The 22075-nt window shown below is 67.4% G+C and carries 20 protein-coding genes and 2 pseudogenes; 9 read left to right on the forward strand and 13 right to left on the reverse strand.

Annotation, left to right across the window (positions count from 1 at the left end; translation table 11 throughout):
- Positions 1–89: 89 nt before the first annotated feature.
- Entirely contained in the window at positions 90–1481 is a 1392-nt protein-coding gene (argH, locus tag EBS_RS00455; RefSeq protein ID WP_043106803.1) for an argininosuccinate lyase, read from the forward strand.
- Here the strand turns inward: argH and EBS_RS00460 are convergent, their stop codons facing one another.
- A complete protein-coding gene (locus tag EBS_RS00460) occupies positions 1482–1838 on the reverse strand; it encodes a nucleotide pyrophosphohydrolase (RefSeq protein WP_043106804.1) in 357 nt (118 codons plus the stop codon). It abuts the gene before it with no gap.
- Between the two features lie 195 nt (positions 1839–2033).
- Between EBS_RS00460 and EBS_RS00465 the strand changes: the two genes are divergently transcribed.
- The 5 genes and pseudogenes from EBS_RS00465 (at position 2034) to EBS_RS00485 (ending at position 6983) form a co-directional block, all read left to right on the forward strand.
- Positions 2034–2573, forward strand: a complete 540-nt coding sequence (locus EBS_RS00465) for a hypothetical protein (RefSeq protein ID WP_231892817.1) — start codon at positions 2034–2036, stop codon at positions 2571–2573.
- 124 nt (positions 2574–2697) lie between these two features.
- Positions 2698–3510, forward strand: a complete 813-nt coding sequence (locus EBS_RS00470) for a GGDEF domain-containing protein (protein ID WP_043106806.1) — start codon at positions 2698–2700, stop codon at positions 3508–3510.
- 10 nt (positions 3511–3520) lie between these two features.
- Positions 3521–3937 (forward strand): annotated as a pseudogene (locus EBS_RS14430) (class I adenylate cyclase); the annotation flags it as partial.
- A gap of 64 nt (positions 3938–4001) precedes the next feature.
- Entirely contained in the window at positions 4002–6263 is a 2262-nt protein-coding gene (locus EBS_RS00480; protein WP_043106808.1) for a class I adenylate cyclase, read from the forward strand.
- Positions 6264–6527: 264 nt separating this feature from the next.
- Positions 6528–6983, forward strand: a complete 456-nt coding sequence (locus tag EBS_RS00485) for an RT0821/Lpp0805 family surface protein (protein ID WP_043106810.1) — start codon at positions 6528–6530, stop codon at positions 6981–6983.
- Positions 6984–6996: 13 nt separating this feature from the next.
- Here the strand turns inward: EBS_RS00485 and EBS_RS00490 are convergent, their stop codons facing one another.
- The 6 genes from EBS_RS00490 to hemC form a co-directional block, all read right to left on the reverse strand.
- A complete protein-coding gene (locus EBS_RS00490) occupies positions 6997–7647 on the reverse strand; it encodes an alpha/beta hydrolase (protein ID WP_043106812.1) in 651 nt (216 codons plus the stop codon).
- Between the two features lie 104 nt (positions 7648–7751).
- Positions 7752–9227, reverse strand: coding sequence for a 4-hydroxy-3-polyprenylbenzoate decarboxylase (gene ubiD, locus EBS_RS00495; protein ID WP_043106813.1), 1476 nt, complete (start codon positions 9225–9227; stop codon positions 7752–7754).
- A gap of 4 nt (positions 9228–9231) precedes the next feature.
- Entirely contained in the window at positions 9232–10533 is a 1302-nt protein-coding gene (locus EBS_RS00500; RefSeq protein ID WP_052199158.1) for a heme biosynthesis HemY N-terminal domain-containing protein, read from the reverse strand.
- On the reverse strand, positions 10530–11795 hold the full coding sequence (locus EBS_RS00505; protein ID WP_043106814.1) for a uroporphyrinogen-III C-methyltransferase: 1266 nt from the start codon (positions 11793–11795) through the stop codon (positions 10530–10532). Before EBS_RS00505 ends, EBS_RS00500 begins: the two co-directional genes overlap by 4 nt.
- A gap of 79 nt (positions 11796–11874) precedes the next feature.
- Positions 11875–12642: a uroporphyrinogen-III synthase gene (locus EBS_RS00510; protein ID WP_052199159.1), complete on the reverse strand. Its 768-nt coding sequence runs from the start codon at positions 12640–12642 to the stop codon at positions 11875–11877.
- The gene (hemC, locus tag EBS_RS00515; RefSeq protein ID WP_043106816.1) at positions 12639–13568 is read right to left on the reverse strand and encodes a hydroxymethylbilane synthase; all 930 of its coding nucleotides are present in this window, start codon (positions 13566–13568) and stop codon (positions 12639–12641) included. The genes EBS_RS00510 and hemC overlap by 4 nt, the downstream gene beginning before the upstream one ends.
- Before the next feature lie 280 nt (positions 13569–13848).
- Here hemC and EBS_RS00520 point away from each other — a divergent pair, with 280 nt between their 5' ends.
- From EBS_RS00520 to EBS_RS00530, 3 genes are all read left to right on the forward strand, one after another.
- A complete protein-coding gene (locus tag EBS_RS00520) occupies positions 13849–14331 on the forward strand; it encodes a DUF302 domain-containing protein (protein ID WP_081999742.1) in 483 nt (160 codons plus the stop codon).
- A 27-nt stretch (positions 14332–14358) separates the two neighbouring features.
- Positions 14359–14709, forward strand: a complete 351-nt coding sequence (locus EBS_RS00525) for a thioredoxin family protein (RefSeq protein WP_043106818.1) — start codon at positions 14359–14361, stop codon at positions 14707–14709.
- A 244-nt stretch (positions 14710–14953) separates the two neighbouring features.
- On the forward strand, positions 14954–15196 hold the full coding sequence (locus EBS_RS00530) for a DUF2789 domain-containing protein (protein ID WP_043109001.1): 243 nt from the start codon (positions 14954–14956) through the stop codon (positions 15194–15196).
- 41 nt (positions 15197–15237) lie between these two features.
- On the opposite strand, the pseudogene hemF reads toward EBS_RS00530, so the two are convergent.
- The 6 genes and pseudogenes from hemF to EBS_RS00560 form a co-directional block, all read right to left on the reverse strand.
- Positions 15238–16159, reverse strand: a pseudogene (hemF, locus tag EBS_RS00535) (oxygen-dependent coproporphyrinogen oxidase).
- 15 nt (positions 16160–16174) lie between these two features.
- Positions 16175–16729, reverse strand: coding sequence for an L-threonylcarbamoyladenylate synthase (locus tag EBS_RS00540; protein WP_231892818.1), 555 nt, complete (start codon positions 16727–16729; stop codon positions 16175–16177).
- Between the two features lie 3 nt (positions 16730–16732).
- Positions 16733–19042 (reverse strand): type I DNA topoisomerase, encoded by a 2310-nt coding sequence (gene topA / locus EBS_RS00545; RefSeq protein WP_043106819.1) that lies wholly within the window; start codon positions 19040–19042, stop codon positions 16733–16735.
- 112 nt (positions 19043–19154) lie between these two features.
- Positions 19155–19637: a DUF494 domain-containing protein gene (locus EBS_RS00550; protein ID WP_043106820.1), complete on the reverse strand. Its 483-nt coding sequence runs from the start codon at positions 19635–19637 to the stop codon at positions 19155–19157.
- Between the two features lie 74 nt (positions 19638–19711).
- Positions 19712–20827: a DNA-processing protein DprA gene (dprA, locus tag EBS_RS00555; RefSeq protein WP_043106821.1), complete on the reverse strand. Its 1116-nt coding sequence runs from the start codon at positions 20825–20827 to the stop codon at positions 19712–19714.
- A gap of 53 nt (positions 20828–20880) precedes the next feature.
- Positions 20881–21921 carry a LysM peptidoglycan-binding domain-containing protein gene (locus tag EBS_RS00560; protein ID WP_043106822.1) on the reverse strand — a complete coding sequence of 347 codons (1041 nt, stop codon included), beginning with the start codon at positions 21919–21921 and terminating at the stop codon, positions 20881–20883.
- Positions 21922–22075 lie beyond the last annotated feature (154 nt).

The raw sequence follows: 22075 nt of genomic DNA on the forward strand, positions 1-22075 counted from the left end.
CGCCTGGAACGTGCCACCCGTCGGGCTCCGGTGACCGCTGTTCACGGCAGCCGGGTATAATCGCGCGATCCTCACCCGACGGACTTCTCATGAGCGACAAGAAACTCTGGGCCGGCCGCTTCTCCGAGCCCACCGATGCCTTCGTCGAGGCCTTCACCGCCTCGGTGGAATTCGACCAGCGCCTGGCCCCGCAGGACATCCGCGGCTCCATCGCGCACGCCACCATGCTGGCGCGCCAGGGCATCCTCAGCGCGGCCGAGCGTGACGCCATCGTCGAGGGTCTGGAGCAGATCCTCGCGCGCATCGAAGCCGGTCAGTTCGCCTGGTCGGTGGCGCGCGAGGATGTGCACATGAACATCGAGGCCGCGCTCACCGAGGCGATCGGCGAGGCCGGCAAGAAGCTGCACACCGGGCGCTCGCGCAACGACCAGGTGGCCACCGACATCCGCCTCTGGCTGCGCGAGGAGATCGCCGCCCTGCGCGCCGAACTCTCGCGCCTGCGCGGCAACCTGCTGGACCTGGCCGAGCGCGAGGCCGAGACCATCCTGCCCGGCTTCACCCACCTGCAGACCGCGCAGCCGATCACCTTCGGCCATCACCTGATGGCCTGGTTCGAGATGCTCGAGCGCGACGACGGCCGGCTGGCCGACTGCGCGCGCCGCGCCAAGCGCTGCCCGCTGGGCGCCGCGGCGCTGGCCGGCACCACCTTCCCCATCGATCGCGAATACACCGCCGAACTGCTGGGATTCGACGGGCCCTGCCGCAACTCGCTGGACGCGGTCTCCGACCGCGACTTCGCCATCGAGTTCGCGGCTGCCGCCAGCCTGCTGATGATGCACCTCTCGCGCATGAGCGAGGAGCTGATCGTCTGGTCCTCGGCGCAGTTCGGCTTCGTCACCCTGTCTGATGCCTTCTGCACCGGCTCCTCGATCATGCCGCAAAAGAAGAACCCCGACGTGCCCGAGCTGATCCGCGGCAAGAGCGGACGGGTGTTCGGTCACCTGATGGCCCTGCTCACCCTGATGAAGTCGCAGCCGCTGGCCTACAACAAGGACAACCAGGAAGACAAGGAGCCGCTGTTCGACATCGCCGACAACCTGCGTGGCTCGCTGAAGGTGTTCGCCGACATGATCCCGGCGATCACGCCGAATCGCGAGCGCATGCGCGCTGCCGCCCTGCAGGGTTTCGCCACGGCCACCGACCTGGCCGACTACCTGGTGCGCCGAGGCCTGCCCTTCCGTGACGCCCACGAGGTGGTGGGCAAGGCGGTGGCGCACTGCGTGCAGGCCGGCTGCGACCTGGCCGAGTTGTCGCTCGATACCCTGCGCGAGTTCAGCCCGTTGATCGAACAGGACGTGTTCGAGGTGCTCACCCTCGAGGGCTCGGTGGCTGCGCGCGATCACGTTGGCGGCACCGCGCCGGCGCAGGTGCGCCGGGCGATCGCCGAGGCGCGCCAGCGCCTGGCGGGCGAGTCGACCTGATCAGTCGTATTCCTCGGCGCGCCGTGCGTCCCCGCGCACCCGCTCGGCGGGGTAGCGCTGCTCGTTGATCGCCATCTTGCGCCAGGCCGCATCCACCAGGTCGATGTCCAGGCGCTCGGCCAGGCGCAGCAGGTAGATGAAGATGTCCGCCATCTCCAGGGCTACCGCCTCCTTCTTGTCTGCCGGCAGGGCACGGCTCTGTGCCTCGGTCAGCCATTGAAAATGCTCGAGCAGTTCGCCGGCCTCGCCGGCCAGCGCCATGCTCAGGTTCTTGGGCGAATGAAACTGCTCCCAGTCTCGTCGGCGTGCGAACTCGGCCAGGCGCTCGCTGAGCTCGGCGATGTCTTGTCTTGGCATGGATGGCCCCCGGATGAGCTGTTGGATCTTGTCCCGTTCGGGCGGCCGGCCGGACGGGAAGGCCCGCCGCGCTTGCAATATGAGAATATCGTAATAAACTGTTAGTTGATGCAGCACAACACGGGCCCGGCGGTGAGCAGTATAGACTGGGCCGACCGTCAGACATCAACCCGTTGAAAAAATCTGGAGATGCTCATGAAGAAATTTGCCGCAGTGACTCTCGCTGCCCTGGCGCTGGCCGGCACCGCAACTGCCAGCTGGTTCGGCAACGGCGACAAGTGGAACGACCCGGAGTGCTGGTACAACCCGGACTGCAATCCCTACGACCCCTGGGACCCGCGTTACTGGATGGAAGAGATGGATAACTTCTGGAACGACAGTAACGATTACTATGGTCCTTACGGTCCCATGTACGGACCCTACGGTCGTCCGCCCTTCCCGCCCGGTTACGGCGCACCGATGATGCCCTACGGCGCGCCCATGCCCTATGGTGCACCCATGCCTTACGGCGCCCCGGTACCACCGGCTCCGGCTCCCGCTGCTCCGCAGCAGGGTCGTCCCGCGACCCCGCCGCCGGCACCGGCCTATCGTGGTCCGGCCCCCATGCCCTATGGCATGCCCTATGGTCCGCGCCCGCCCCACATGGGCATGCAGCCGCCGCGTCGTCCGGCTCCCCAGCCGCAGCGTCGCCCGCAGCCGCAACCCAAGCAGCAGTCCCAGGGTCAGGCCAAGTAAGCCGGCCTGTTCGGACCTGCACGGAAAGCCCGGCCGATCGGCCGGGCTTTTTCGTGCAGGCGCTCAAGAATTCGCCGTCTCCGCCGATGTCCGGGATACCGGAAAACTCATCGGAGGAGCCATCATGTCCGACCCCCAGGTCGCCGCCCCGGCGGCAGCATCTGTCACTGCCACTGCCTCGTGTGTTGCCCTGCTGGACGCGAACGGTCGCATCGAGTGGGCCAGCCCCGGCCTGCACGACCTGCTGGGCTTGCCAGCCGCGGCCTTGTCGGGCAGCCGTCTCGGCGAACTGGCGGGCGAGTCTGCGGGGCAGCTGCATGAGGATGGCGCCATCCTCGACTGGCGTGATGCCGGGGGCCGGTCGCGCCGCCTGCGAGTCGAGTACCTCCCCGTGGACGATCGCCGCCTGCTGATGTTGCACGACCTGACGGAGCTCGAGGCCTTGCAGGCACGCATCAATGAGCTCGAAGCGCAGATCCGCGAGCTCAAGCTCACCGACGACCTCACTGGCCTGCCCAACCGCCGGGCCATCACCCAGGCGCTGGACCTGCAGATCTCGCGCAGCCGGCGCTATGGCAATCCGCTCAGCCTGGTGCTGGTGGAGACGGGTATTGCCGAACAACCGTTGGAACTGCTGGGTGAGGCGCAGGATGCCCTGGTGCTGGCGGTCTCGCACTTCTTGCGCGACCGCCTGCGCTGGGTGGACCAGATCGGGCGCTGGGAGGACGATCGTTTCCTGCTGATCCTGCCGGAGACCGATCGCGAGCAGGCCGAACAGCTGGTCGCCAAGATCGACCAGGAGGTGGGTGGGCTGCAACTGCCCGCGTCACTCGAGGGCCTGCGCCCGCAATTGCGTTTCGGTCTCGCCTTCTGGTCCAAGGGCAACGACCGGCGCACCCTCACCGCGGCGGCCGAGCGCCAGCTTGCCGGCACCTGAACGTGTGCCGATGGCCGTGCCCGCTCCCAGTACGCCGGAACGGCCCTCGCGTCGCGAGATTCGTCGTATCCTCTCGCGCCACGCCCGGGTGGCCGAGGAGCGTCTGCGGCGCATCCATGCCTCGGTGACCCAGGAGCAGCGGCGTTTCCTGATGCTGTTCCCCCTGCTGCTGCACATCAATCACCCGGCCCTGCCGGGTTACAACGGGGCGGACACCCCCGCCGGCATCGCCGGCTATGAGCCCGACCGCGAGACCCTGCTGCTGGCGCGCCGCCATGCGCGCAGTCTGAAGGCCGAACGGCGTCCCCAGCGGGTGCCGCCCATCCTCGGCCTGTATCTGATCGGCAGCTCCGGCACCCTGGGGCAGGACGCGCAGAGCGATTACGACATCTGGGTCTGTCATCACCCGGACCTGGACGCCCGGCAGGTCGCGCTGCTAGGAAGAGAAGGCCGCGCTGATCGAGGGCCATGCCGCGCGCCTGGGCCTGGAGATGCACCTGTTTGTGCTCGAGAGCGAAACCTTCCGCGACGGCCTGCATTCGCGCCTGTCCGACGAGTCGAGCGGCAACACCCAGCATCTGTTGCTGCTCGAGGAGTTCTATCGCACCGGCCTGCTGCTGGCCGGTCGCCCGCCGCTGTGGTGGCTGGTGCCTCCCGAGCACCTGCATGACTACCGCGCCTGGTGCGATCAGCTGATCGGCAAGCGCCTCATCCGGCGTGACGACTGGCTGGACTTCGGCGGTCTGGCGCGTATCGGTCCGGGGGAATTCTTCAGTGCCGCCCACTGGCAACTGTTCAAGGGCATCCAGGCGCCCTACAAGTCGCTGCTCAAGTTGCTTTTGTTCGAGACCTATCTCGAGGACTTTCCCGACATCCGCTGGCTGGCAGAAGAGGCGCAGGCCCGATACCACGCCGACGACCCGCCCGATGCCGAGGACGTGGATCCCTACCTGCTGATGATGCGGCGTATCGAGGCGCACCTTGCCGCGGCCGGCCAGGACGAGCGCCTGGCGTTGGCGCGTCGTGCCTTCTATCTCAAGTGCGACGTGCGCCTGAGTCGTCCCGGTCAGCACTGGAAGCGGGATATCCTGCGTCGCCTCACGGAGGAATGGGGCTGGGGGCAGGGTGAGTTGATCAATCTCGACAGCCACCGCGAATGGAAACTGCCCACGGTGCTTGAAGAGCGCAATCGCCTGGTCGGCGAGCTGTCGCACAGTTACCGTCTGCTCACGAGCCTGGCACGCTCACAGCACGCCACCGAGCAGATCGACATGCAGGAGCTGGCCCTGCTGGGGCGCAAGCTGTTCGCCGCACTGGAGCGCCGGCCCGGCAAGATCGACCGTATCAACCCCGGGATTTCGGACGACCTGCGCGAGGCGCGGATATGGCTGCGTCACGACGCCGCGCAGGACACCTGGCAGGCCTACCTGGCGCCCCCCGAAGAAGGGGCTGCCCCGGCGCGTAGCGCGCGGGGCGTGGTCGAGCTGTTCACCTGGCTGATCGCCAACGGTGTGATCGGGCGTGGCACCCACCTGGTTCTGCCGCCCGGGCTCGACCCCGAACAACGTCACCGCCGCCTGCTGCGTCTGTTGCAACGTCGCTTCCCGCCCGGGCGCAACGGTGATGCCCCACTGGGCAATTTTCATCGCCCGGCACGCGGCGTCCGTTCCCTGATCCTGGTCAACGTGCGACTCGAGAGCGAGGCGCCCGTGGATCGGCTGGTGGTCAGCCAGCGTGCCGATCCCCTGAGCTTCGGTGCAGCGCGGGTGAACCTGATCGAGACCCTGGACCATGTCTATGCCAACAGCTGGGGCGAACTCTACGTGGATCATCATCGCGGCGAAGAAGGCGTTCTCGACCTGTTGTGCTCCTGCCTGGAACTGTTTCCCGATAGCGACAACGAACCCGACTGCCATTGCGACACCCCCGGACACGGCGCCCTGATCGCGCGCCGTCTCGCCGGCCTGATCCGTGACCTGCGTGAACACTTCCGGCGACATGGGGAGCAGGCCCGCTACCTGTTGCCGATCGGCGAGGTCTTCCACGTGATCGAACGCCGACGTCGCCAGTATTGCCATCATCCGGTGGGCGATTTCGCCGACCTGCATGACTACCTGGCCGAGGCCGACGAGGTGTTCCGGCCCACGGCGCTGGACGAAGCCAGCCTGCGAGACTCCCCCTTGCCGCTGCTGCTGCGCCTCAATCGGCCGGGTCAGGTGCAGATCGCCTACCAGGTCGAATCGTCGGGCATCCGCATGTATTTCATGGATGCCGGTGGCGCCGTGCTGGAACACTGGCTGCCGGAAGCGAGCGAGCACCACTTCCTGATCCAGCAACAGCGGTTCTTCGAGAGCCTGCTCGACTGGCAAGCTGTTGCGGGGAGCGAGCGGGAGGCACAGGGTCTCGTTTTCCTGCGTATCCGGCAGGGCAATGGCGACTGGCAGGTGCAGCGCAGCCGCCCCGTGCGGCCCGGCGCCGACCGCTGCACCGAACTGATCCTGGGCACGGGGCGCCGGGGACCCTGGCGGGATGGCTTCAGCCTGCTCTCGGAAGGCCGCGAATTCAGTTCCGTCGCCCTCGGCGAGCGGCTCTGGAGCGAAGTCGCGGCCTACCTGCTCAGTTTGCGTCGAGAGGGAAAGCGTCATCCCTTCTATCTCACCGGCATACTGCCCGGCGATACCCTTCCGCTCATCGACCTGGTACGGTTCAAGCTGCACGTGGAACGTCGCCTCTACCAGGCCGTGAACGAGTGAAGCGTTCGGCGTGGTCAAGGCTGGCTCCTGAATCGGCAGCCGGTCCGTTGGCCCTCTTCATGTGTGAGGATGGCCGGGAGAATCCAGGCGCGTGTGCATCTTGCTCCCGGCCCGACGCAGGCGGGGGCGGAAATCGATCGGAGCGTCTCCCGCAAAGGTACCGGGAATCTTTTCCCGCCGGCCTTGTCAACCGAGCCAGAGGGCGTGCGTTACATTTTGAATGCAGAGAACCCTTATCGAACTCTACAGCGACAGGAAAGACCGATGAAGGCAAACAAGCTTCTGACGACCGGATTGATCGTCTCCGCCCTGGCCCTGGGCGGCTGCCAGGGCACCAAGGAAGAGAGCGGTCAGGTGATCGGCGCCATCGCCGGTGGTGTGCTGGGCAACCAGGTGGGCAGCGGCAGCGGACGCGTGGCGGCCACCATCGCCGGCACCATGCTGGGCGGTTACATCGGCGGCCAGCTCGGACGCGCCATGGACGAGAATGACCGCTGGCGCGCCAATCAGGCGCTGGAGACCGCGCCGACGCGCCAGACCGTGAGCTGGCGCAACCCGGACACCGGCAACGAATATGCCGTCACCCCGACCCGGACCTACTACGAGGATTCGCGCCCCTGCCGCGAATACACCACCGAGGCCTGGATCGGCGGCAAGAAGGAGACCGTCTACGGTACGGCCTGCCGTCAGCCCGACGGGACCTGGCAGGCCGCCAACTGACGGAACCCGAGGGTCAGGCCAGGCGCGCGCGCAGCCAGGCACCGATGTCGGCCACCTCGTTCGGGTGCACGGCGTGTGCCATGGGATAGCTGTGCCAGTCCACCTCGGCACCGAGGGTGCGCAATGTGTCCCGCCCCTGTGCTGCCAGCGCTGGCAGCACGATGTCGTCGTGTTCGCCGTGCGCCATGAACACCCGTAGCCCGTGGCCATCGCCCACGGGCCGTGCCAGCCAGGTGGACAGGGCGAGCACGCCGGCCGGCTTGTCCTGCATGCCCAGCGCCGTCTCCAGCGCCACCACGCCTCCCTGGGAAAAGCCTGCCAGCACGATGCGTTCGCGCGGGATGCCGGCGGCCTCCTGCTGCGCGAGCAGGGCCTCGAGCCGGGCCACGGACTGCCCGATACCGGAAAGATCGGGGATTCGGGCCAGGTCGGGCTGGTGCAGATCGAACCAGGCACGCATCGGCATGCCGCCGTTGATCGTCACCGGTCGCACCGAGGCGTGCGGAAACACGAAGCGCACCCCCAGCGACTCGGGCAGACCCAGGCCGGGGACGATCGGCTCGAAATCGTGCCCGTCCGCACCGAGGCCGTGCAGCCAGATCACGCAGGCACGTGCCATGCCTGCCGGTTCGATTACCACCGGTGTCTCGTCCGTTCCTGTCATTGTGTCTCTCCCGCCATACACAGGGTGCGGATTCCAGATTGTAGGAGCGACGTCTCCGCCGCGAACGGTTCGGGCCTGCTGCATGCAGGCGTCCTGTGAGCCTGTCAGGGTGAGATATCCAGCCCCAGTTCATCCCACAGCGCGTCGATACGTGTCTTGACCTCGTCGCTCATGCGAATGGGACGGCCCCATTCGCGCTCGGTCTCGCCCGGCCACTTGGAGGTGGCGTCGAGGCCCATCTTGCCGCCCAGGCCCGAAACCGGTGAGGCGAAGTCGAGGTAGTCGATGGGGGTGTTCTCCACCAGCAGGGTATCGCGCACCGGGTCCATGCGCGTGGTGATGGCCCAGATCACGTCGTTCCAGTCGCGCACGTCGACGTCGTCGTCGGTGACGATCACGAACTTGGTGTACATGAACTGGCGCAGGAAGGACCAGACGCCGAACATCAGCCGCTTGGCGTGTCCCGGGTACTGTTTCTTCATGCTCACCACCGCCAGACGGTAGGAACAGCCCTCGGGCGGCAGGTAGAAATCGACGATCTCGGGAAACTGCTTCTGCAGCAGCGGCACGAACACCTCGTTGAGCGCCACTCCGAGGATGGCCGGTTCGTCCGGTGGGCGGCCGGTGTGGGTGCTGTGATAGATGGGGTTGCGGCGGTGGCTGATGCGCTCGATGGTGAAGACCGGGAACTCCTCGACCTCGTTGTAGTAGCCGGTGTGGTCGCCGAAGGGGCCTTCGGGGGCGGTGTCGCCGGGGTGAATGACGCCCTCGAGCACGAACTCGGCGCTCGCCGGTACCTGCAGCTCGTTGCCCAGGCTTTTGCTTACCTCGGTGCGTGAGCCGCGCAGCAGGCCGGCAAAGGCGTACTCCGAGAGCGTGTCGGGCACCGGGGTGACCGCGCCGAGAATGGTGGCCGGGTCGGCGCCCAGTGCCACCGAGACAGGGAAGGGCTCGCCGGGATGGGTCTGCTGCCAGTCACGGAAGTCCAGCGCCCCGCCGCGGTGCGCCAGCCAGCGCATGATCACGCGGTTGCGGCCGATCACCTGCATGCGGTAGATGCCCAGGTTCTGGCGTGGCTTGTGTGGCCCGCGGGTGATCACCAGTCCCCAGGTGATCAGCGGTCCGGCGTCTTCCGGCCAGCAGGTCTGTACCGGGATGCGCGTCAGGTCCACCTCATCGCCTTCCAGCACCGTCTCCTGGCAGGGCGCGCCCTTCACCTGCTTGGGGGCCATGTCCAGCACCTTGCGGAACACCGGCAGCTTCTCCCAGGCGTCCTTCATGCCCTTCGGCGGGTCGGGTTCCTTGAGTGCCGCAAGCAGGCGGCCGACCTCGCGCAGTGCGCCGACCGACTCCTCGCCCATTCCCAGGGCCACCCGCTCCGGGGTGCCGAACAGGTTGGCCAGCACCGGGATCTCGTGGCCCTTAGGGTTTTCGAACAGGATCGCCGGTCCTCCCGAGCGCAGCACCCGGTCGCAGATCTCGGTCATCTCCAGGTGCGGATCGACCTCGGCGGTGATGCGCCGCAGCAGGCCGCGTTGCTCCAGCCCGGCCATGAAGTCACGCAGGTCACGATACTGCATGGTCTCAGGCGGCTCCGCCGGCGGGTTCTTCGGTGTCGTGCGCGCGCGGCGGTTCGACCGGCTCCTCGAGCACCGGGCGGTTGATCTGCGGCTGGCCGATGTTGGCCGGCAGCGGGATGAGGTGACGCTCCTCGCCGCGGGTGAGTGCCTTGCGATAGATCTGCAGGGCCTCGGCCTCCTCGCCCATGTGCTCGAGCAGGCGTGCCAGCTCGCGGTAGGCCTCGACAGGTCCGCCGCGTGTCACGCTGGCCTCGAGATAGGCGCGTGCCTTGCCCCAGAGCTGGGCGCGCATGCTCAGGCGGCCCAGGGTGAGCAGCACCACCGGGTCGTCCGGATGTTCCTTGAGGAATTTCTCCAGGCGCGCGAGCTGTCGGCCGGGTTTCGGGCAGTCGAGCAAACCGTAGATTTCGACCAGGTGCGGGTCCCAGCCCAGCTTGAGTGCTTCGCGCAGCAGGCGTTCGGCCTCCTCGTCGCGACCGCGCTCCTGCAGGTAGCCGGCATAGTCGCCTGCCAGGCCGGGGTCGTTGCGGATCGCCCTGGGCGCTGCTGCCCAGGCGCGGTCGAGGTCTTTCGGATCCTTGCTCAGGAAGGCGTTTTCCAGCAGCTTGCGATGGGTCTTGATCTCGAGCGCGCGCAGCTCCTCGGCGGGCACCACCTTGCTGCGCCGCAGCTCGGGGATCAGCTCGCGCAGGTGCTCCCAGTCGCCCAGTTGTTCGTACAGGCGGCGCAGCAGGCGCAGCACGTAGGTGTGACGCGGCGCCACCTGGCGCAGGTGACGCAGGGTGGCCAGTGCCTGTTCGAGCTGCTGGTCGGCCAGTTGCAGCTCGGCCTGGGTGAGACTGATCGCCACGTCCGCCGAGGGCATGTGCTCGTGGGCCAGACGGATATAGGCGTCGCGGCGGTCGTGTGCGCCCTGCAACTGGGCGGCACGCGCGGCGGCCAGGTAGTTGAGCAGCGGGGTCTCGGAGCGGTCGGCGTAACGCACCAGGCGGCGCTCGGCGGCGCGCCAGTTGCCCTCGGACATCTCCAGCAGGCCGCGGGTCATGGCGTCCTGCGCCTTGTGCGCGCCGCGCCGCTGCTTCCAGGTGCGCAGGTCACGCGGCAGGCGGCGGGTGCGCACTGCCAGGCGGATCAGGAAGTACAGGCCGCCGAACAGCAGCACGATCAGCAGTACCAGCAGGGCCAGGCTCATCTCGATGGTCCAGTGGCCGACCGAGATCAGCACATAGCCGCTGTCGTGGCTGACCACCACGCCGACCGCGGCGCCGGCCAGCATCACCAGCCAGAACTTGAGCAGGCGGCTCATGGCTTGTGCTCCGTCCCGGCCGGTGCCTCGGGCGCGATCGGCCGGCCGAGATCGGCGAGCAGCTTGACGCGGGCGCGCAGCGCCGCCAGCGAGGCACTGATATCGGGCAGTGGCGGGCGGATCTTCACCCGGTCGAGTTCGCGCACCGCGTCACGCAGGGCGCGGGTGTGCTCGTCGTGCGGATCGAAATAGCTGCCCAGCCAGCGCGTCACGGTATTCAGGTTGTCGTGGTAGAGACCTTCGTCGCCACGCGCCGCGGCCAGGCGCGCGGCCTCGAGGTGCAGGCGCAGGTTCTCGTACAGAAAGTATTGCTGTTCGGGAGGGAGCATGGCCTGCACCGGCTGGTCGTTGCGGCGGATACGCACCGTCTGCTTGAAGCCGCTCCAGAGGTCGTCGAGCAGGGTCTGCCAGGTGCGCTGTTCGCGTGGGGTGTTTCCGGTCTCGCCACCGGGCATCTTGCGCGGCCCGTTACCCAGGGTGGCGCGCGCCAGGCGCAGTTGCGGGACCTGTTCGGCCAGCGCAGCCAGGCGCGCGGAGATGCCGTCGATGTCGGGCAGTTCGGTGGCGTCGAGCGTGGCAATGTCGCGCGCGATCTGCTCGCGCACCGGGTTCCAGCCCGGGTCGCCGGTATCGCGCAGGCGCTGATCGGCCAGCTGCAGGGCGGCGCGCGCGGTACGGGTGTCGCGTGCCAGGTTGAGGCGTTCGTTGGCCAGGCGCAGCAGGTACTCGGCTTCGGCGACCATCCACTGGGTGCCGGAGGCGCCCACTCGCTTGTGCACGTCGGCCACCGCAGCGCGCAGCTCGGCCTCGCGCTGTTGCATCTGTTCACGTTCACTGTCGAGGCGCCGGTTCTGTTCGGTGAACTGTTGCCGGGCCTCGGCGATGTGCTGTTCCTGGGCCTCGAGCTTGCGCTGCTGGGCAGTCAGGCGCTTGGCTTGCTCGGCGACCGCGCGCTGCGCCTCGGCGAGCCGCTGTTCCAGTGCGCGCTGCTGGGCCAGGGTCTGCTCCACGCTGCGGTTCAGGCGCTCCAGGTCGTCTGCCGCCTGGCGGGTGTGGCGATAGGCGAAACCGATGGCAGCGATCACCAGTACCAGTGACAGGCCGGCCACGATCAGTGGCAGGGCCTGACCATTGCGTTTCGCCGGGGCGGTATCGGGCGTCTCGCCGCCGCTCTGACCGTCGGCGGTCACGCTCTCCGCGGGTTCGGGCTCGGGGGTGACGTCGATCACCACCCCGGGTTTTTCTTCCTTGTCGTCGCTCATGGCCTGCCAATAGTGAATGGAAAGTGGTTTTGCCGAAGCCTAACAAACCCGGTCAACGGCGTCTTGTCGTCGCCAGGCGTCAGGCCAGTTGGCACAGCGCGGCGAGCATGTCGGCATCCATTGCCGAGCGTGCCACGATCACCCGCTCGCAGCCGCGCGCGGCGGCGTGTTCGGCCACCCGTCGGCCGGGCGCCACCAGCGGGGTGCGGTGCAGCAGGGGCGTGCCCTCCTCGCCGAGCAGGGTGAACAGGTTGTCGAGGATCTGCACGCTGGTCACGGTCACCGCATCGACCAGGCTGTCCCAGTTGCGAATCAGGTTGGCCGGGTTGCGTTGCGGGATGCGCCGGCGATAGACCTCGACGTATTCCACATGCGCACCACGCGCCTCGAGGGTCTCGCGCAGCAGCTCACGCCCGCCGTCGCCGCGCACGATGAGGATGCGCCAGCCGGCGACATCCTGCAGCGCGGGCAGGGCCAGCAGGCCCTCGCTGTCGAAGCGCGATTCGGGTACCACGGTGGGATCGAGGCCGACGGCCTCGAGGGCGCGCGCGGTGGCGCGGCCGACGGCGGCGACGCGCAGGTCCAGCGGGATGTGGTCGGGCATCTGCGGAAAGGCGTAGCGCACCGCGCTGGCGCTGACGAAGACCAGCAGGTCCACGCGCGCCAGGTCGGCGAGCTGGCGGCGCACCGCGTGCTTGTCGGCGGGGCCCAGGATCTCGAGCACGGGAAAGGTCACCGGACGCCCGCGAGCCGCGGCCACCTGCTCGGCGAACTCGGCGGCCTGTTCGGCAGGGCGGGTGACCAGTACGCTCAGTCCGCCCAGGTCGCAGGGGGCGGTGCCACTCATGCCTGGTCGTAGAGGGCCTGCAGGATCTCGCGCGCGCCGCGTGCCAGCAGGTCCTCGGCCAGCGCCACGCCCAGCGCCTCGGCCTGCTCGCGCGGGCCGCGGATCTCGCCGCGGACGATCTCACTGCCGTCGACTGCGCCCACCAGGCCACGCAGCCAGAGCTGGTCGCCCTCGAGCACCGCGTGGCCGCCGATGGGTACCTGGCAGCCGCCCTCGAGGCGCGCGTTGAAAGCCCGCTCGGCGTGCACCCGGTCGGCGGTGTCGGTGTGGTGCAGGGGGGCAATCAGGGCATTGACCCGTGCATCGTCGCTGCGGCACTCGATGCCCACCGCGCCCTGGCCGATGGCCGGCAGGCTGTCGGCCGGGTCGAGGGCGGTGCGGATGCGCTCGCCGAAGCCCAGGCGGATCAAGCCGGCGGCGGCCAGGATCACCGCGTCGTACTCGCCTTCGTCGAGCTTGCGCAGCCGGGTGTTGACGTTGCCGCGCAACGACTTGAGTACCAGGTCGGGGCGGCGGTCGGCGAGCTGGCACTGGCGGCGCAGGCTGGAGGTGCCCACCACCGCGCCCGCGGGCAGGTCGTCGAGGTGGGCGTAGTGATTGCTCACAAAGGCATCGCGCGGGTCCTCGCGTTGCATGATCACCGGCAGGTGCAGGCCCTGCGGCAGTTCCACCGGTACGTCCTTCATGGAGTGCACGGCGATGTCGGCATCGCCCTCGAGCATGCGCGCCTCCAGTTCCTTGACGAACAGTCCCTTGCCGCCGATCTTGGCCAGCGGGGTGTCGAGGATCTTGTCGCCCTGGGTGCTCATGCCCAGGATCTCGACGTTCAGGCCGGGATGGGCGGCGCGCAGGGCGTCGGCGACATGCTCGGCCTGCCACATGGCGAGTGGCGATTTTCGGGTGGCGATGCGGATGGTTTCGGTCATGGTGCTTGCAACAGGATCGACAGGTACCCGGTCGAATAATGATGACTGGACGCCATCCTACTGGTTCGGCGCGCCCAGGACAAAGCCAAGGGACTTCCGAACAGGTCTGGGTTGAAGAGATCGCCGTCCGAAAAGTGTCGGTTCACGGCGCTCATTGCACGCAATAGCCCGCTATTGCGACGCTGGGGGGCGCGGAAATGGCGTATTTCGGCGGTGAGATCGCGTTTCACGACTTGTTCGGAGGTTCCCTATAATCCGCACCCTGAACTGGAGACTCCCGATGAATCCCACAGTCCGATTGCTGGCCCCCGTGCTGTTGCTGCTGGCGTTTGCTGCCCAGGCCGTGCCCTCGTCCCTGCACCAGGTGCGCATCGCCGCCGATGCCGGCGAGGTCTACCGGGTCCTGTACCGCGAGCTGGAGTCACGCCGCCTGTTCGTGGTCTTCGAGGCGGACATCGGCGGCACCCTGGCGGGTATGGCCGAACGCCTGGGCGAGGACTACAACCGCAACGGCTTGAGTACCATACGCAGCCTGGTGGTGTGCAATGCCTGGTATGCCAACCGGGTGAGCAATCTCGACCCCGACATGCTGGCGCTGTGCCCCCTGCGCCTGTCGGTCATCCACAAGGGGGGTACTACCACCATCGGCTTTGCACGGCCGAGCGTACATGCCGAAGGCAGCGCCGCGCTGCCGGTGATCCGCGAGATCGAGGACATCGTGATCGAGGCCATGGCAGCGACCACCAGGGCCTTCGTCCACTGAGATTCAACAGCAAACCAGGGAAGCCGCATGTCACAAGGAGATATTTTCGAGACCGACCAGCATGACTTCGACCGGACCGTGTTGCAGGCCAGTCATGAAGGGCCCGTGTTGGTGGATTTCTGGGCCGACTGGTGCGCGCCCTGCCACGCCCTGACCCCGCATATCGGCCGGGTGGTCGCGGATCTCGATGGCGAGGTGCGTCTGGCCAAGGTCGAGGTGGACGAGGGCGACAACATGAAGCTGGCGGGCCGCTATCGCCTGCGCGGCTTTCCCACCGTGATCCTGTTCCGCAACGGCGAGGAGATCGCCCGCTTCAGCGGCGCCCGCCCCGCCAACTGGATCCACGACTGGCTGGAGCAGCATCTGCAACCCGCCTGATTGCGGGAATCCCGTTCCCGATCCGGTTAAAGTTTCGCCGGTGGTGGCCGTAGAACTGGGTAACAGCAAGCTTCTGTTTGCTCTACGATCCTCCTCCGGCGCTTGCAAAGAGCGCTTTCCGGGCCAGTCCGCTCCCCGTGCTGGCCTGTTTTTTTTTGCCTGTTTCCGACCGATGCCCTTCCCTTTTCGGTCTGCCGCCCTCATGTGTATCTGCAGACGTCGAATAGCGAGGTGCCCGATGTTTCTGGAAAAACCTGTCTACGAACTGGCCAGTCTGTTTCGCCAACTTGGCCTGCCCGACGGTGAAGAAGAGATGGACCGCTTCATCGCCGAACACCGGCTGGCGCCCGATCAGGCGATCGAGGCGGCGCCGTTCTGGAGTTCGGCGCAGGCGGCCTTTCTGAGCGAAGAGCTGGCCGAGGATGCCGACTGGGCCGAGGTGGTCGACGGGCTGAATGTATTGCTGCACGACCAGAGGGGTGCCTGAGCAGCCCGAGGTTTCACCCGGCGCTCCCCGGAAGCCTGGGCTCAGTCTGTCTCTGCCAGCCAGTCGCGCGGCTTGAGATAGACCTCGTAGAGCTCGGCCTCGGGCGAGCCGGGCTCGGGATGCCAGTCGTATTTCCAGCTCACCAGCGGCGGCAGTGACATCAGGATGGACTCGGTGCGGCCGCCGGTCTGCAGCCCGAACAGGGTGCCGCGGTCATAGACCAGGTTGAATTCCACGTAGCGACCGCGCCGGTAGAGCTGGAACTCGCGTTCATGGTCGCTCCAGGGCAGGTCCTTGCGGCGTTCGACGATGGGCCGGTAGGCCGGGATGTAGTGGTCGCCCACGCTGCGCATGAAGGCGAAGGCGGTCTCGAAGTCGGGGCTGTTGAGGTCGTCGAAGAACAGGCCGCCCACGCCGCGGGGCTCGGCACGGTGCTTCAGGTAGAAGTACTCGTCGCACCAGTGCTTGTATTTCTCGTAGGTGCCCGGGCCGAAGGGCTCGCAGGCAGCGTGCGCGGTGCGGTGCCAGTGGATCACGTCTTCGCGGTTGCCGTAGTACGGGGTGAGGTCGAAGCCGCCACCAAACCACCAGACCGGTTCGGCACCGTCCTTCTCGGCGATGAAAAAGCGCACGTTGGCGTGCGAGGTGGGCACGTGCGGGTTGCGCGGGTGGATCACCAGCGACACGCCCATCGCCTGGAAGCGACGTCCCGCCAGCTTGGGGCGTGCGGCGGTGGCCGAGGGCGGCAGGCCGTCGCCGAAGACATGCGAGAAATTGACCCCTGCCTTCTCGAACACCTCGCCTTCCTCGAGCACACGCGAGCGTCCGCCGCCGCCCTGTTCGCGTTCCCATGCGTCCTCGCGGAAGGGCCTGACCATCGACCTCGGTCAGGGCGTCACAGATGCGGTCCTGCAGGGCCAGCAGATAGTGTCTGACGGCATCGGTATCGGGGATGTTGCTCATGGCGTTCCTCGTCGTTCAGCCGGCGCGCAGCACCTCGCCGCTGCGCGCGTCACGGATGGGGGTGGGGCGTTGCAGGCCGCCTGACCGACCATGCAGCAGCAGGTCGGTGCCGGGACAGCGCCTGCGCACCTGCAGGGCGCTGCGTGCCGGCGGCAACCCGGTGCGGTTGGCACTGGTGGAGACCAGGGCGCTGCCGACCGTGCGGCACAGGGCGGCGAGCAGCGGGTGGCTGGTGACCCGGCAGGCCACGCGGTCCCTGCCCCCGGAGAGCCAGTCGGGCAGGGCCTCGCGCGCGGGCAGCAGCCAGGTGTGCGGGCCGGGCCAGGTAGCCCGCGCCACGGCGCAGACCGGGTCCTCGATGCGTGCGAAGGGGGCGAGCTGGGCGATGTCGGCAGCGACCAGGATCAGGCCCTTGTGCACCGGGCGCTGCTTGATCGCCAGCAGGCGGGCGACCGCGCGCGGGTTCAGCGGGTCGCAGCTCAGGCCCCAGACCGCCTCGGTGGGCAGGGCGACCACGCCGCCCTGGCGGATCAGCCGCACGGCCCGGTGCAGGCGGAAGGTCGAGGTCACGCCTCAGTCCTGGCTGTCGCCCCCGGCCGGCGCGGCGCCTTCTGGCGGGGTGTAGGGTTCGGCAAAGGAGCAGTCCTGCTGCGGGCAGACCTTCTCGGTGCCACGCCGCTTGGTGGTCTTGATGGTGAGCACCGGCCAGCCGCACTGCGGACAGGGCTCGGCGATCGGCTGGTTCCACACCGCATAGTCGCACTTGGGATAGGTGGAGCAGGAATAGAAGACCTTGCCGCGCCGCGACTTGCGCTGCATCAGTGTGCCCTTGCCGCATTTCGGGCAGCTGACCCCGGTGTCCTTCGGCTTTTCCAGCGGTTCGATGTGGCGGCACTTGGGATAGCCCGAGCAGCCGATGAACTTGCCGTAGCGGCCCTGTTTGATGACCAGGTCCTCGCCGCATTCGGGGCAGGCGCGTCCGACCTTTTCGGGCTCCAGCGGGGCCGAGGCATCGTCGTCCAGGTTGCGCGTGTAGTCGCACTCGGGATAGCTGGTGCAGCCGATGAAGCGGCCGTTGCGTCCCAGGCGGATGGACAGCGGGCTGCCGCACTTGGGGCAGGCCTCGTCGAGCTTCTCCTGGGTGACGTCCGAGCGCTTGACGTTCTTCTCGGTGTCCTCGATGCGTGCCTTGAAGGGCTTCCAGAACTTCTCCAGCAGGGGGATCCATTCCTGTTCGCCGCGCGCCACCGCGTCGAGCTCGTCCTCGAGGCGCGCGGTAAAGTCGTAATCGACGTACTGGGTGAAGTAGTTGGTGAGGAACTTGTTGACCACCCGGCCGACATCGGTGGGATGGAAGCGCTTCTTTTCCAGTTCGACGTAGCCGCGGTCCTGCAGGGTGGAGATGATGGAGACATAGGTCGAGGGGCGGCCGATACCGTGTTCCTCCAGTGCCTTGACCAGGCTGGCCTCGGTGTAGCGCGGCGGTGGCTCGGTGAAATGCTGCTCGGGACGGATGGCGGCCAGCGTTACCGTCTCGCCCTCGGCCAGCGGGGGCAGCAACTTCTCGTCGTCCTCGCCCTTGGCGTCGTCACGGCCTTCCATGTAGACCTTCATGAAACCGGGTTTGGCGATGGTCGAGCCGGTGGCGCGGAAGACGTTGCCCTCGCCCGCCCCCAGGTCGGCGGCCACGGTGTCGATGGTGGCGTGGATCATCTGGCAGGCCAGGGTGCGCTTCCAGATCAGGGTGTAGAGCTTGAGCTGGTCGCGGTCGAGGTATTTGGCCAGTTGCTCGGGGGTGTTGCGGATGGAGGTCGGGCGGATGGCCTCGTGCGCCTCCTGGGCGTTCTTGGCCTTGGTCTTGAACGCCCGCGGCTGTTTGGGAAGGTCGTCCTTGCCGTAGCGCTCGGCGATGAATTCGCGCAACTCGGTGACCGCCTCCTCGGCCAGGTTCACCGAGTCGGTCCGCATGTAGGTGATCAGGCCGACCGAGCCATTGCCGATGTCCACGCCCTCGTAGAGTTGCTGGGCGATGCGCATGGTGCGCTGGGCGCCGAAGCCGAGCTTGCGCGAGGCCTCCTGTTGCAGGGTCGAGGTGGTGAAGGGGGCGGCCGGATTGCGCCGGCGCTGCTTCTTCTCGACCTTGAGCACCTGCAGCTGGCCGTTGGCGGCGTCGAGCAGGGTCTGCTCGACTTCGCGTGCGCGCGTCTCGTCGGTGATGCTGAACTGTTCGAGCTTCTCGCCCTGGTAGCGGCTCAGCTTGGCGCTGAAGGCCTGCCCGTCCTTGGCGCAGTCGGCCTCGATGGTCCAGTACTCGCGCGAGACGAAGGCCTCGATCTCGTCCTCGCGCTCGCAGATCATGCGCAGCGCCGGGCTCTGCACGCGGCCGGCGGACAGGCCGCGGCGTACCTTCTTCCACAGCAGGGGCGAGAGGTTGAAGCCCACCAGGTAGTCCAGGGCGCGGCGCGCCTGCTGGGCATTGACCAGGTCCATGGACAACTCGCGCGGGTGCGCCACGGCGTCCTGCACCGCCTTCTTGGTGATCTCGTTGAACACCACCCGGTGCACCGGCTTGTCCTTGAGTACCTTGCGGTTCTTGAGCAGCTCGTAGAGGTGCCAGGAGATGGCCTCGCCCTCGCGGTCGGGGTCGGTGGCCAGGTAGAGGGCGTCGGCGTTCTTGAGCTTCTGGGTAATGGCCTTGACGTGCTTGTCGTTGCGCTCGATCACCTGGTACTTCATGGCGAAGCCGTGCTCGGGATCGACCGCGCCCTCCTTGGGCACCAGGTCGCGCACATGGCCATACGAGGCGAGGACATCGAAGTCCTTGCCCAGGTATTTCTTGATCGTCTTCGCCTTGGCTGGCGACTCTACGACAACGAGGTTCATGGGGTTTGGTCTGCTCTCCGGAAGGGTGAGGGGCGCCCCGGCGGGTTCCTTTTTTACCGATAGCCCCGGCGGCGAGCGGGTGTCAAGTCGGCAGTGAAGCGGGTCGGACCCGTCAGTGCAGGTGCGGTGGCTCGCCGTTGTAGACCAACTCCTCCATCAGGGCGAAGGCGTTTTCCTGCCCCGGCTGGTTGAGCAGCACCAGCAGCACCACCCACTTTACGTCCTCGGGGGTGAGTTCCTCGGTCTCGATGGCCATGCAGCGTTCGATCACCAGCTCGCGGCTCATGGGGTCGAGGATGCCACCCTGTTCCAGGCTGAGCAGCAGGCCCTGGATCTCGAGGTCCATCTTCTGCTGTTCCTCGGGGCTGAAGATGCGCATGCTGTAGCCGGGGCGGGCAGCGCCGTATTCGATCAGGCTGCCCTGGCGCCAGGCCAGTTCGTCCAGCCAGTTGAAGGCCTTGCGCACCTCGCCCTGCTGGAAGCCGGCCTGCAGCAGTTCTTCCTCGAGGGTGATCTGGTCCATGGGCACGGACTCTTCGCTGTCCATGTAGTTCTCGTAGATGTAGATGAGGACGTCGATGAGGTTTTCAGTCACGGCAGTTTTCCTGGACGGGGAGGGTGCAGGCTAGCAGGATCCCGGTGGATGGCCGGTCAAGGCGGGATACGGGTTCACGATAGCGGTTTTCCCAGTCGAGTGAACAATCCACCTGGTCCCGATGATACATGACCCTGCAATTCCAGCAACAGCAGCATGGAGGAGATTTCCGCGGCGGAAAAGCGGCTATTGGCCACCAGCCAGTCGCTGCTGACCGGGTCGAAGCCCATCAGTTCGAGCAGTTCCGCGTGATCGGGATCGAGGGCTGGCGTCTTGGCTGGCGGCTCCTCGGCCGGGGCGGTGGCAGGTGGGTTGAACAGGAGTAGCGAGAGCAGTTCCTCGATGACGTGCTCGCTGGTTTCGAGCAGCTTGGCCCCCTCGCGGATGAGGGCGTGGCAGCCGCGCGCCAGGGGGTTGTGGATGGAGCCGGGGATGGCGAACACCTCGCGCCCCAGCTCGGCAGCGAGGCGCGCGGTGATCAGCGAGCCGCTCTTGAGGACCGCCTCGACCACCAGGGTCCCGAACGTCAATCCGGCGATGACGCGGTTGCGCCGCGGAAAGTTGCCGGGCAGCGGCGGGGTGCCGGGCGGGAACTCGCTCACCAGCAGGCCCTGCTCCGCGATGCGATGGGCCAGCTCGCGATGCTGTGCGGGGAAGACCCGGTCCAGCCCGGTGCCCAGCACCGCCAGGGTATGACCACCTTCCAGCGCGCCCTCGTGGGCGGCCCCGTCGATGCCGGCGGCCAGGCCGCTGGTGATGGGAAAGCCTTCGCCCGCCAGATGACGGGCAAAGGCGCGGGCATTGTCCAGCCCGCCACGGCTGGCGTGGCGGCTGCCGACGATGGCGATCTGTTGCTGCCCCAGCAGCTGGGCGTCGCCGCGCAGGAACAGCAGGACCGGCGGGTCGGGCAGCTTGCGCAGCAGCTCGGGGTAGGCCGGGTCGGTGCAGGGCAGGGCCTGGTTGCCGCTCTCGCGCAGCCAGTCGAGGTCGCGCGCGGCCTGCTCCCGGTCGGCCTCGCGCAGGGCCTTGCGGATCTTCTCCGGGGTGTCGGGTGGCGGGGCGTCCAGCAGGGCCGCGGGATCAGGGCAGCGCTGCAACAGCGGCCAGAGGCCGCGTGGTCCCACGCCGGGCGCACGCAGCAGGGTGAGCCAGGCCAGCAGGGTCTCGTCGGAGGGGTTCACGGCATCCATGTCGTGATCATACCGGGTTGCAGGGCCCGCCCGGCTGGGGCGGGCGGCGGGCCTCAGGGGGTGCTTACCCGGTCGCGGAGGTGGATCGGGCGGATGGCGTTGAGCACCAGGCCGAAGCTCACGTGGTCGAAGGTACGAAACACCATCAGCAGGCCGGCCTCCTCGTCGGGCAGGCGAACCGTGTCGCTGGAGTCGGGGGTGACCACGTCGCGGATGGTCTCGCCCTTCTGGTCGATGCGCAGCACGTGCCCGGCCTCCAGGCCGTCCTGTGCGCCGCGGTCGATGACCACCACGTTGTACTGGCCGATCTGCGCCACGCCGTTCATCACGCTGATGATCGAACCCCGCACCTCGCCCTTGGGATGATGCGGTACGAAGTCGGTCCAGGCCGTTTCCTCGTTGACGGGGAGCAGGCGATCGCCGATGACCGCCTCGCGCTCGGAGCTGTTGAAGAACACCGTGGCCGGGTCGCCGGCACGCAGGGCCTCGACGGTGCCGACGTAGAGCGCCTCGTAGCCCAGGATCTCGCCGGTTTCCGCGTCGCGGTAGGGGTCGCCGGGGCGTACCACATGGTACTTGCCGCCCGATTCGGCGAGCGAGCGCACGTAGGCCCGTACCCCGGTGCCGCCCAGGATGTGGTCGTTGCCGAAGCTGACCAGGTAGGGAGCGCTGTCGGCCTGGCCCGGGTCGAGCACGTAGGGGCGGGTCAGGAAGGGCGCGATGTCGCCGATGGGGATGGTGGGGATGGCGCCGTCCCAGGGGCGGGAGCGCACGCGCGGTGACAGCCTCACCGGGCCGCGATTGAGCATCAGCCGGGGCTTGCCGTCGATGTACACCAGGTCCAGGCGGTCGCCGGGATAGATCAGGTGCGGGTTGGCGACCTGCGGGTTGACATACCAGATCTCCGGCCAGCGCCAGGGGCTGCGCAGGAACCGTGCGGAGATGTCCCAGAGGGTGTCACCCTTCTTCACCACGTAGTGGGCCGGATGGTCGGCGCGCAGCAGTTCTTCGGCAAAGGCCGTGGAGCCGGCAGCGAGCAGACCGAACACCAGCAGGATGACAGTACGGCGGATGAATTGGCTGGCTCTCTTCATGGGATTCCCTTGACGTTATCCTCGGTTCCTGTCGGTCGAATGCATGGACATTAAGGTATTATTGACCTCTCTGTCCGGCCGCCGATGTGGGCGCATGCCTCGAAAGTCTAGCGCAAACAGCGGCCTGGCGACGATTTTTGAAACTTTACTATAG

The sequence above is a fragment of the endosymbiont of unidentified scaly snail isolate Monju genome, assembly GCF_000801295.1.
Lineage (GTDB): Bacteria > Pseudomonadota > Gammaproteobacteria > Chromatiales > Chromatiaceae > MONJU.

Coding starts and splice junctions, on each gene's coding strand:
- EBS_RS00470 (WP_043106806.1), top strand. CDS start 2,698: ATGTCCGACCCCCAGGTCGCCGCCCCGGCGGCAGCATCTGTCACTGCC.
- hemC (WP_043106816.1), bottom strand. CDS start 13,568: ATGACCGAAACCATCCGCATCGCCACCCGAAAATCGCCACTCGCCATG.
- EBS_RS00480 (WP_043106808.1), top strand. CDS start 4,002: ATGCACCTGTTTGTGCTCGAGAGCGAAACCTTCCGCGACGGCCTGCAT.
- EBS_RS00560 (WP_043106822.1), bottom strand. CDS start 21,921: ATGAAGAGAGCCAGCCAATTCATCCGCCGTACTGTCATCCTGCTGGTG.
- EBS_RS00520 (WP_081999742.1), top strand. CDS start 13,849: ATGAATCCCACAGTCCGATTGCTGGCCCCCGTGCTGTTGCTGCTGGCG.
- EBS_RS00485 (WP_043106810.1), top strand. CDS start 6,528: ATGAAGGCAAACAAGCTTCTGACGACCGGATTGATCGTCTCCGCCCTG.
- EBS_RS00505 (WP_043106814.1), bottom strand. CDS start 11,795: ATGAGCGACGACAAGGAAGAAAAACCCGGGGTGGTGATCGACGTCACC.
- topA (WP_043106819.1), bottom strand. CDS start 19,042: ATGAACCTCGTTGTCGTAGAGTCGCCAGCCAAGGCGAAGACGATCAAG.
- ubiD (WP_043106813.1), bottom strand. CDS start 9,227: ATGCAGTATCGTGACCTGCGTGACTTCATGGCCGGGCTGGAGCAACGC.
- argH (WP_043106803.1), top strand. CDS start 90: ATGAGCGACAAGAAACTCTGGGCCGGCCGCTTCTCCGAGCCCACCGAT.
- EBS_RS00490 (WP_043106812.1), bottom strand. CDS start 7,647: ATGACAGGAACGGACGAGACACCGGTGGTAATCGAACCGGCAGGCATG.
- dprA (WP_043106821.1), bottom strand. CDS start 20,827: ATGGATGCCGTGAACCCCTCCGACGAGACCCTGCTGGCCTGGCTCACC.
- EBS_RS00510 (WP_052199159.1), bottom strand. CDS start 12,642: ATGAGTGGCACCGCCCCCTGCGACCTGGGCGGACTGAGCGTACTGGTC.
- EBS_RS00525 (WP_043106818.1), top strand. CDS start 14,359: ATGTCACAAGGAGATATTTTCGAGACCGACCAGCATGACTTCGACCGG.
- EBS_RS00460 (WP_043106804.1), bottom strand. CDS start 1,838: ATGCCAAGACAAGACATCGCCGAGCTCAGCGAGCGCCTGGCCGAGTTC.
- EBS_RS00500 (WP_052199158.1), bottom strand. CDS start 10,533: ATGAGCCGCCTGCTCAAGTTCTGGCTGGTGATGCTGGCCGGCGCCGCG.
- EBS_RS00465 (WP_231892817.1), top strand. CDS start 2,034: ATGAAGAAATTTGCCGCAGTGACTCTCGCTGCCCTGGCGCTGGCCGGC.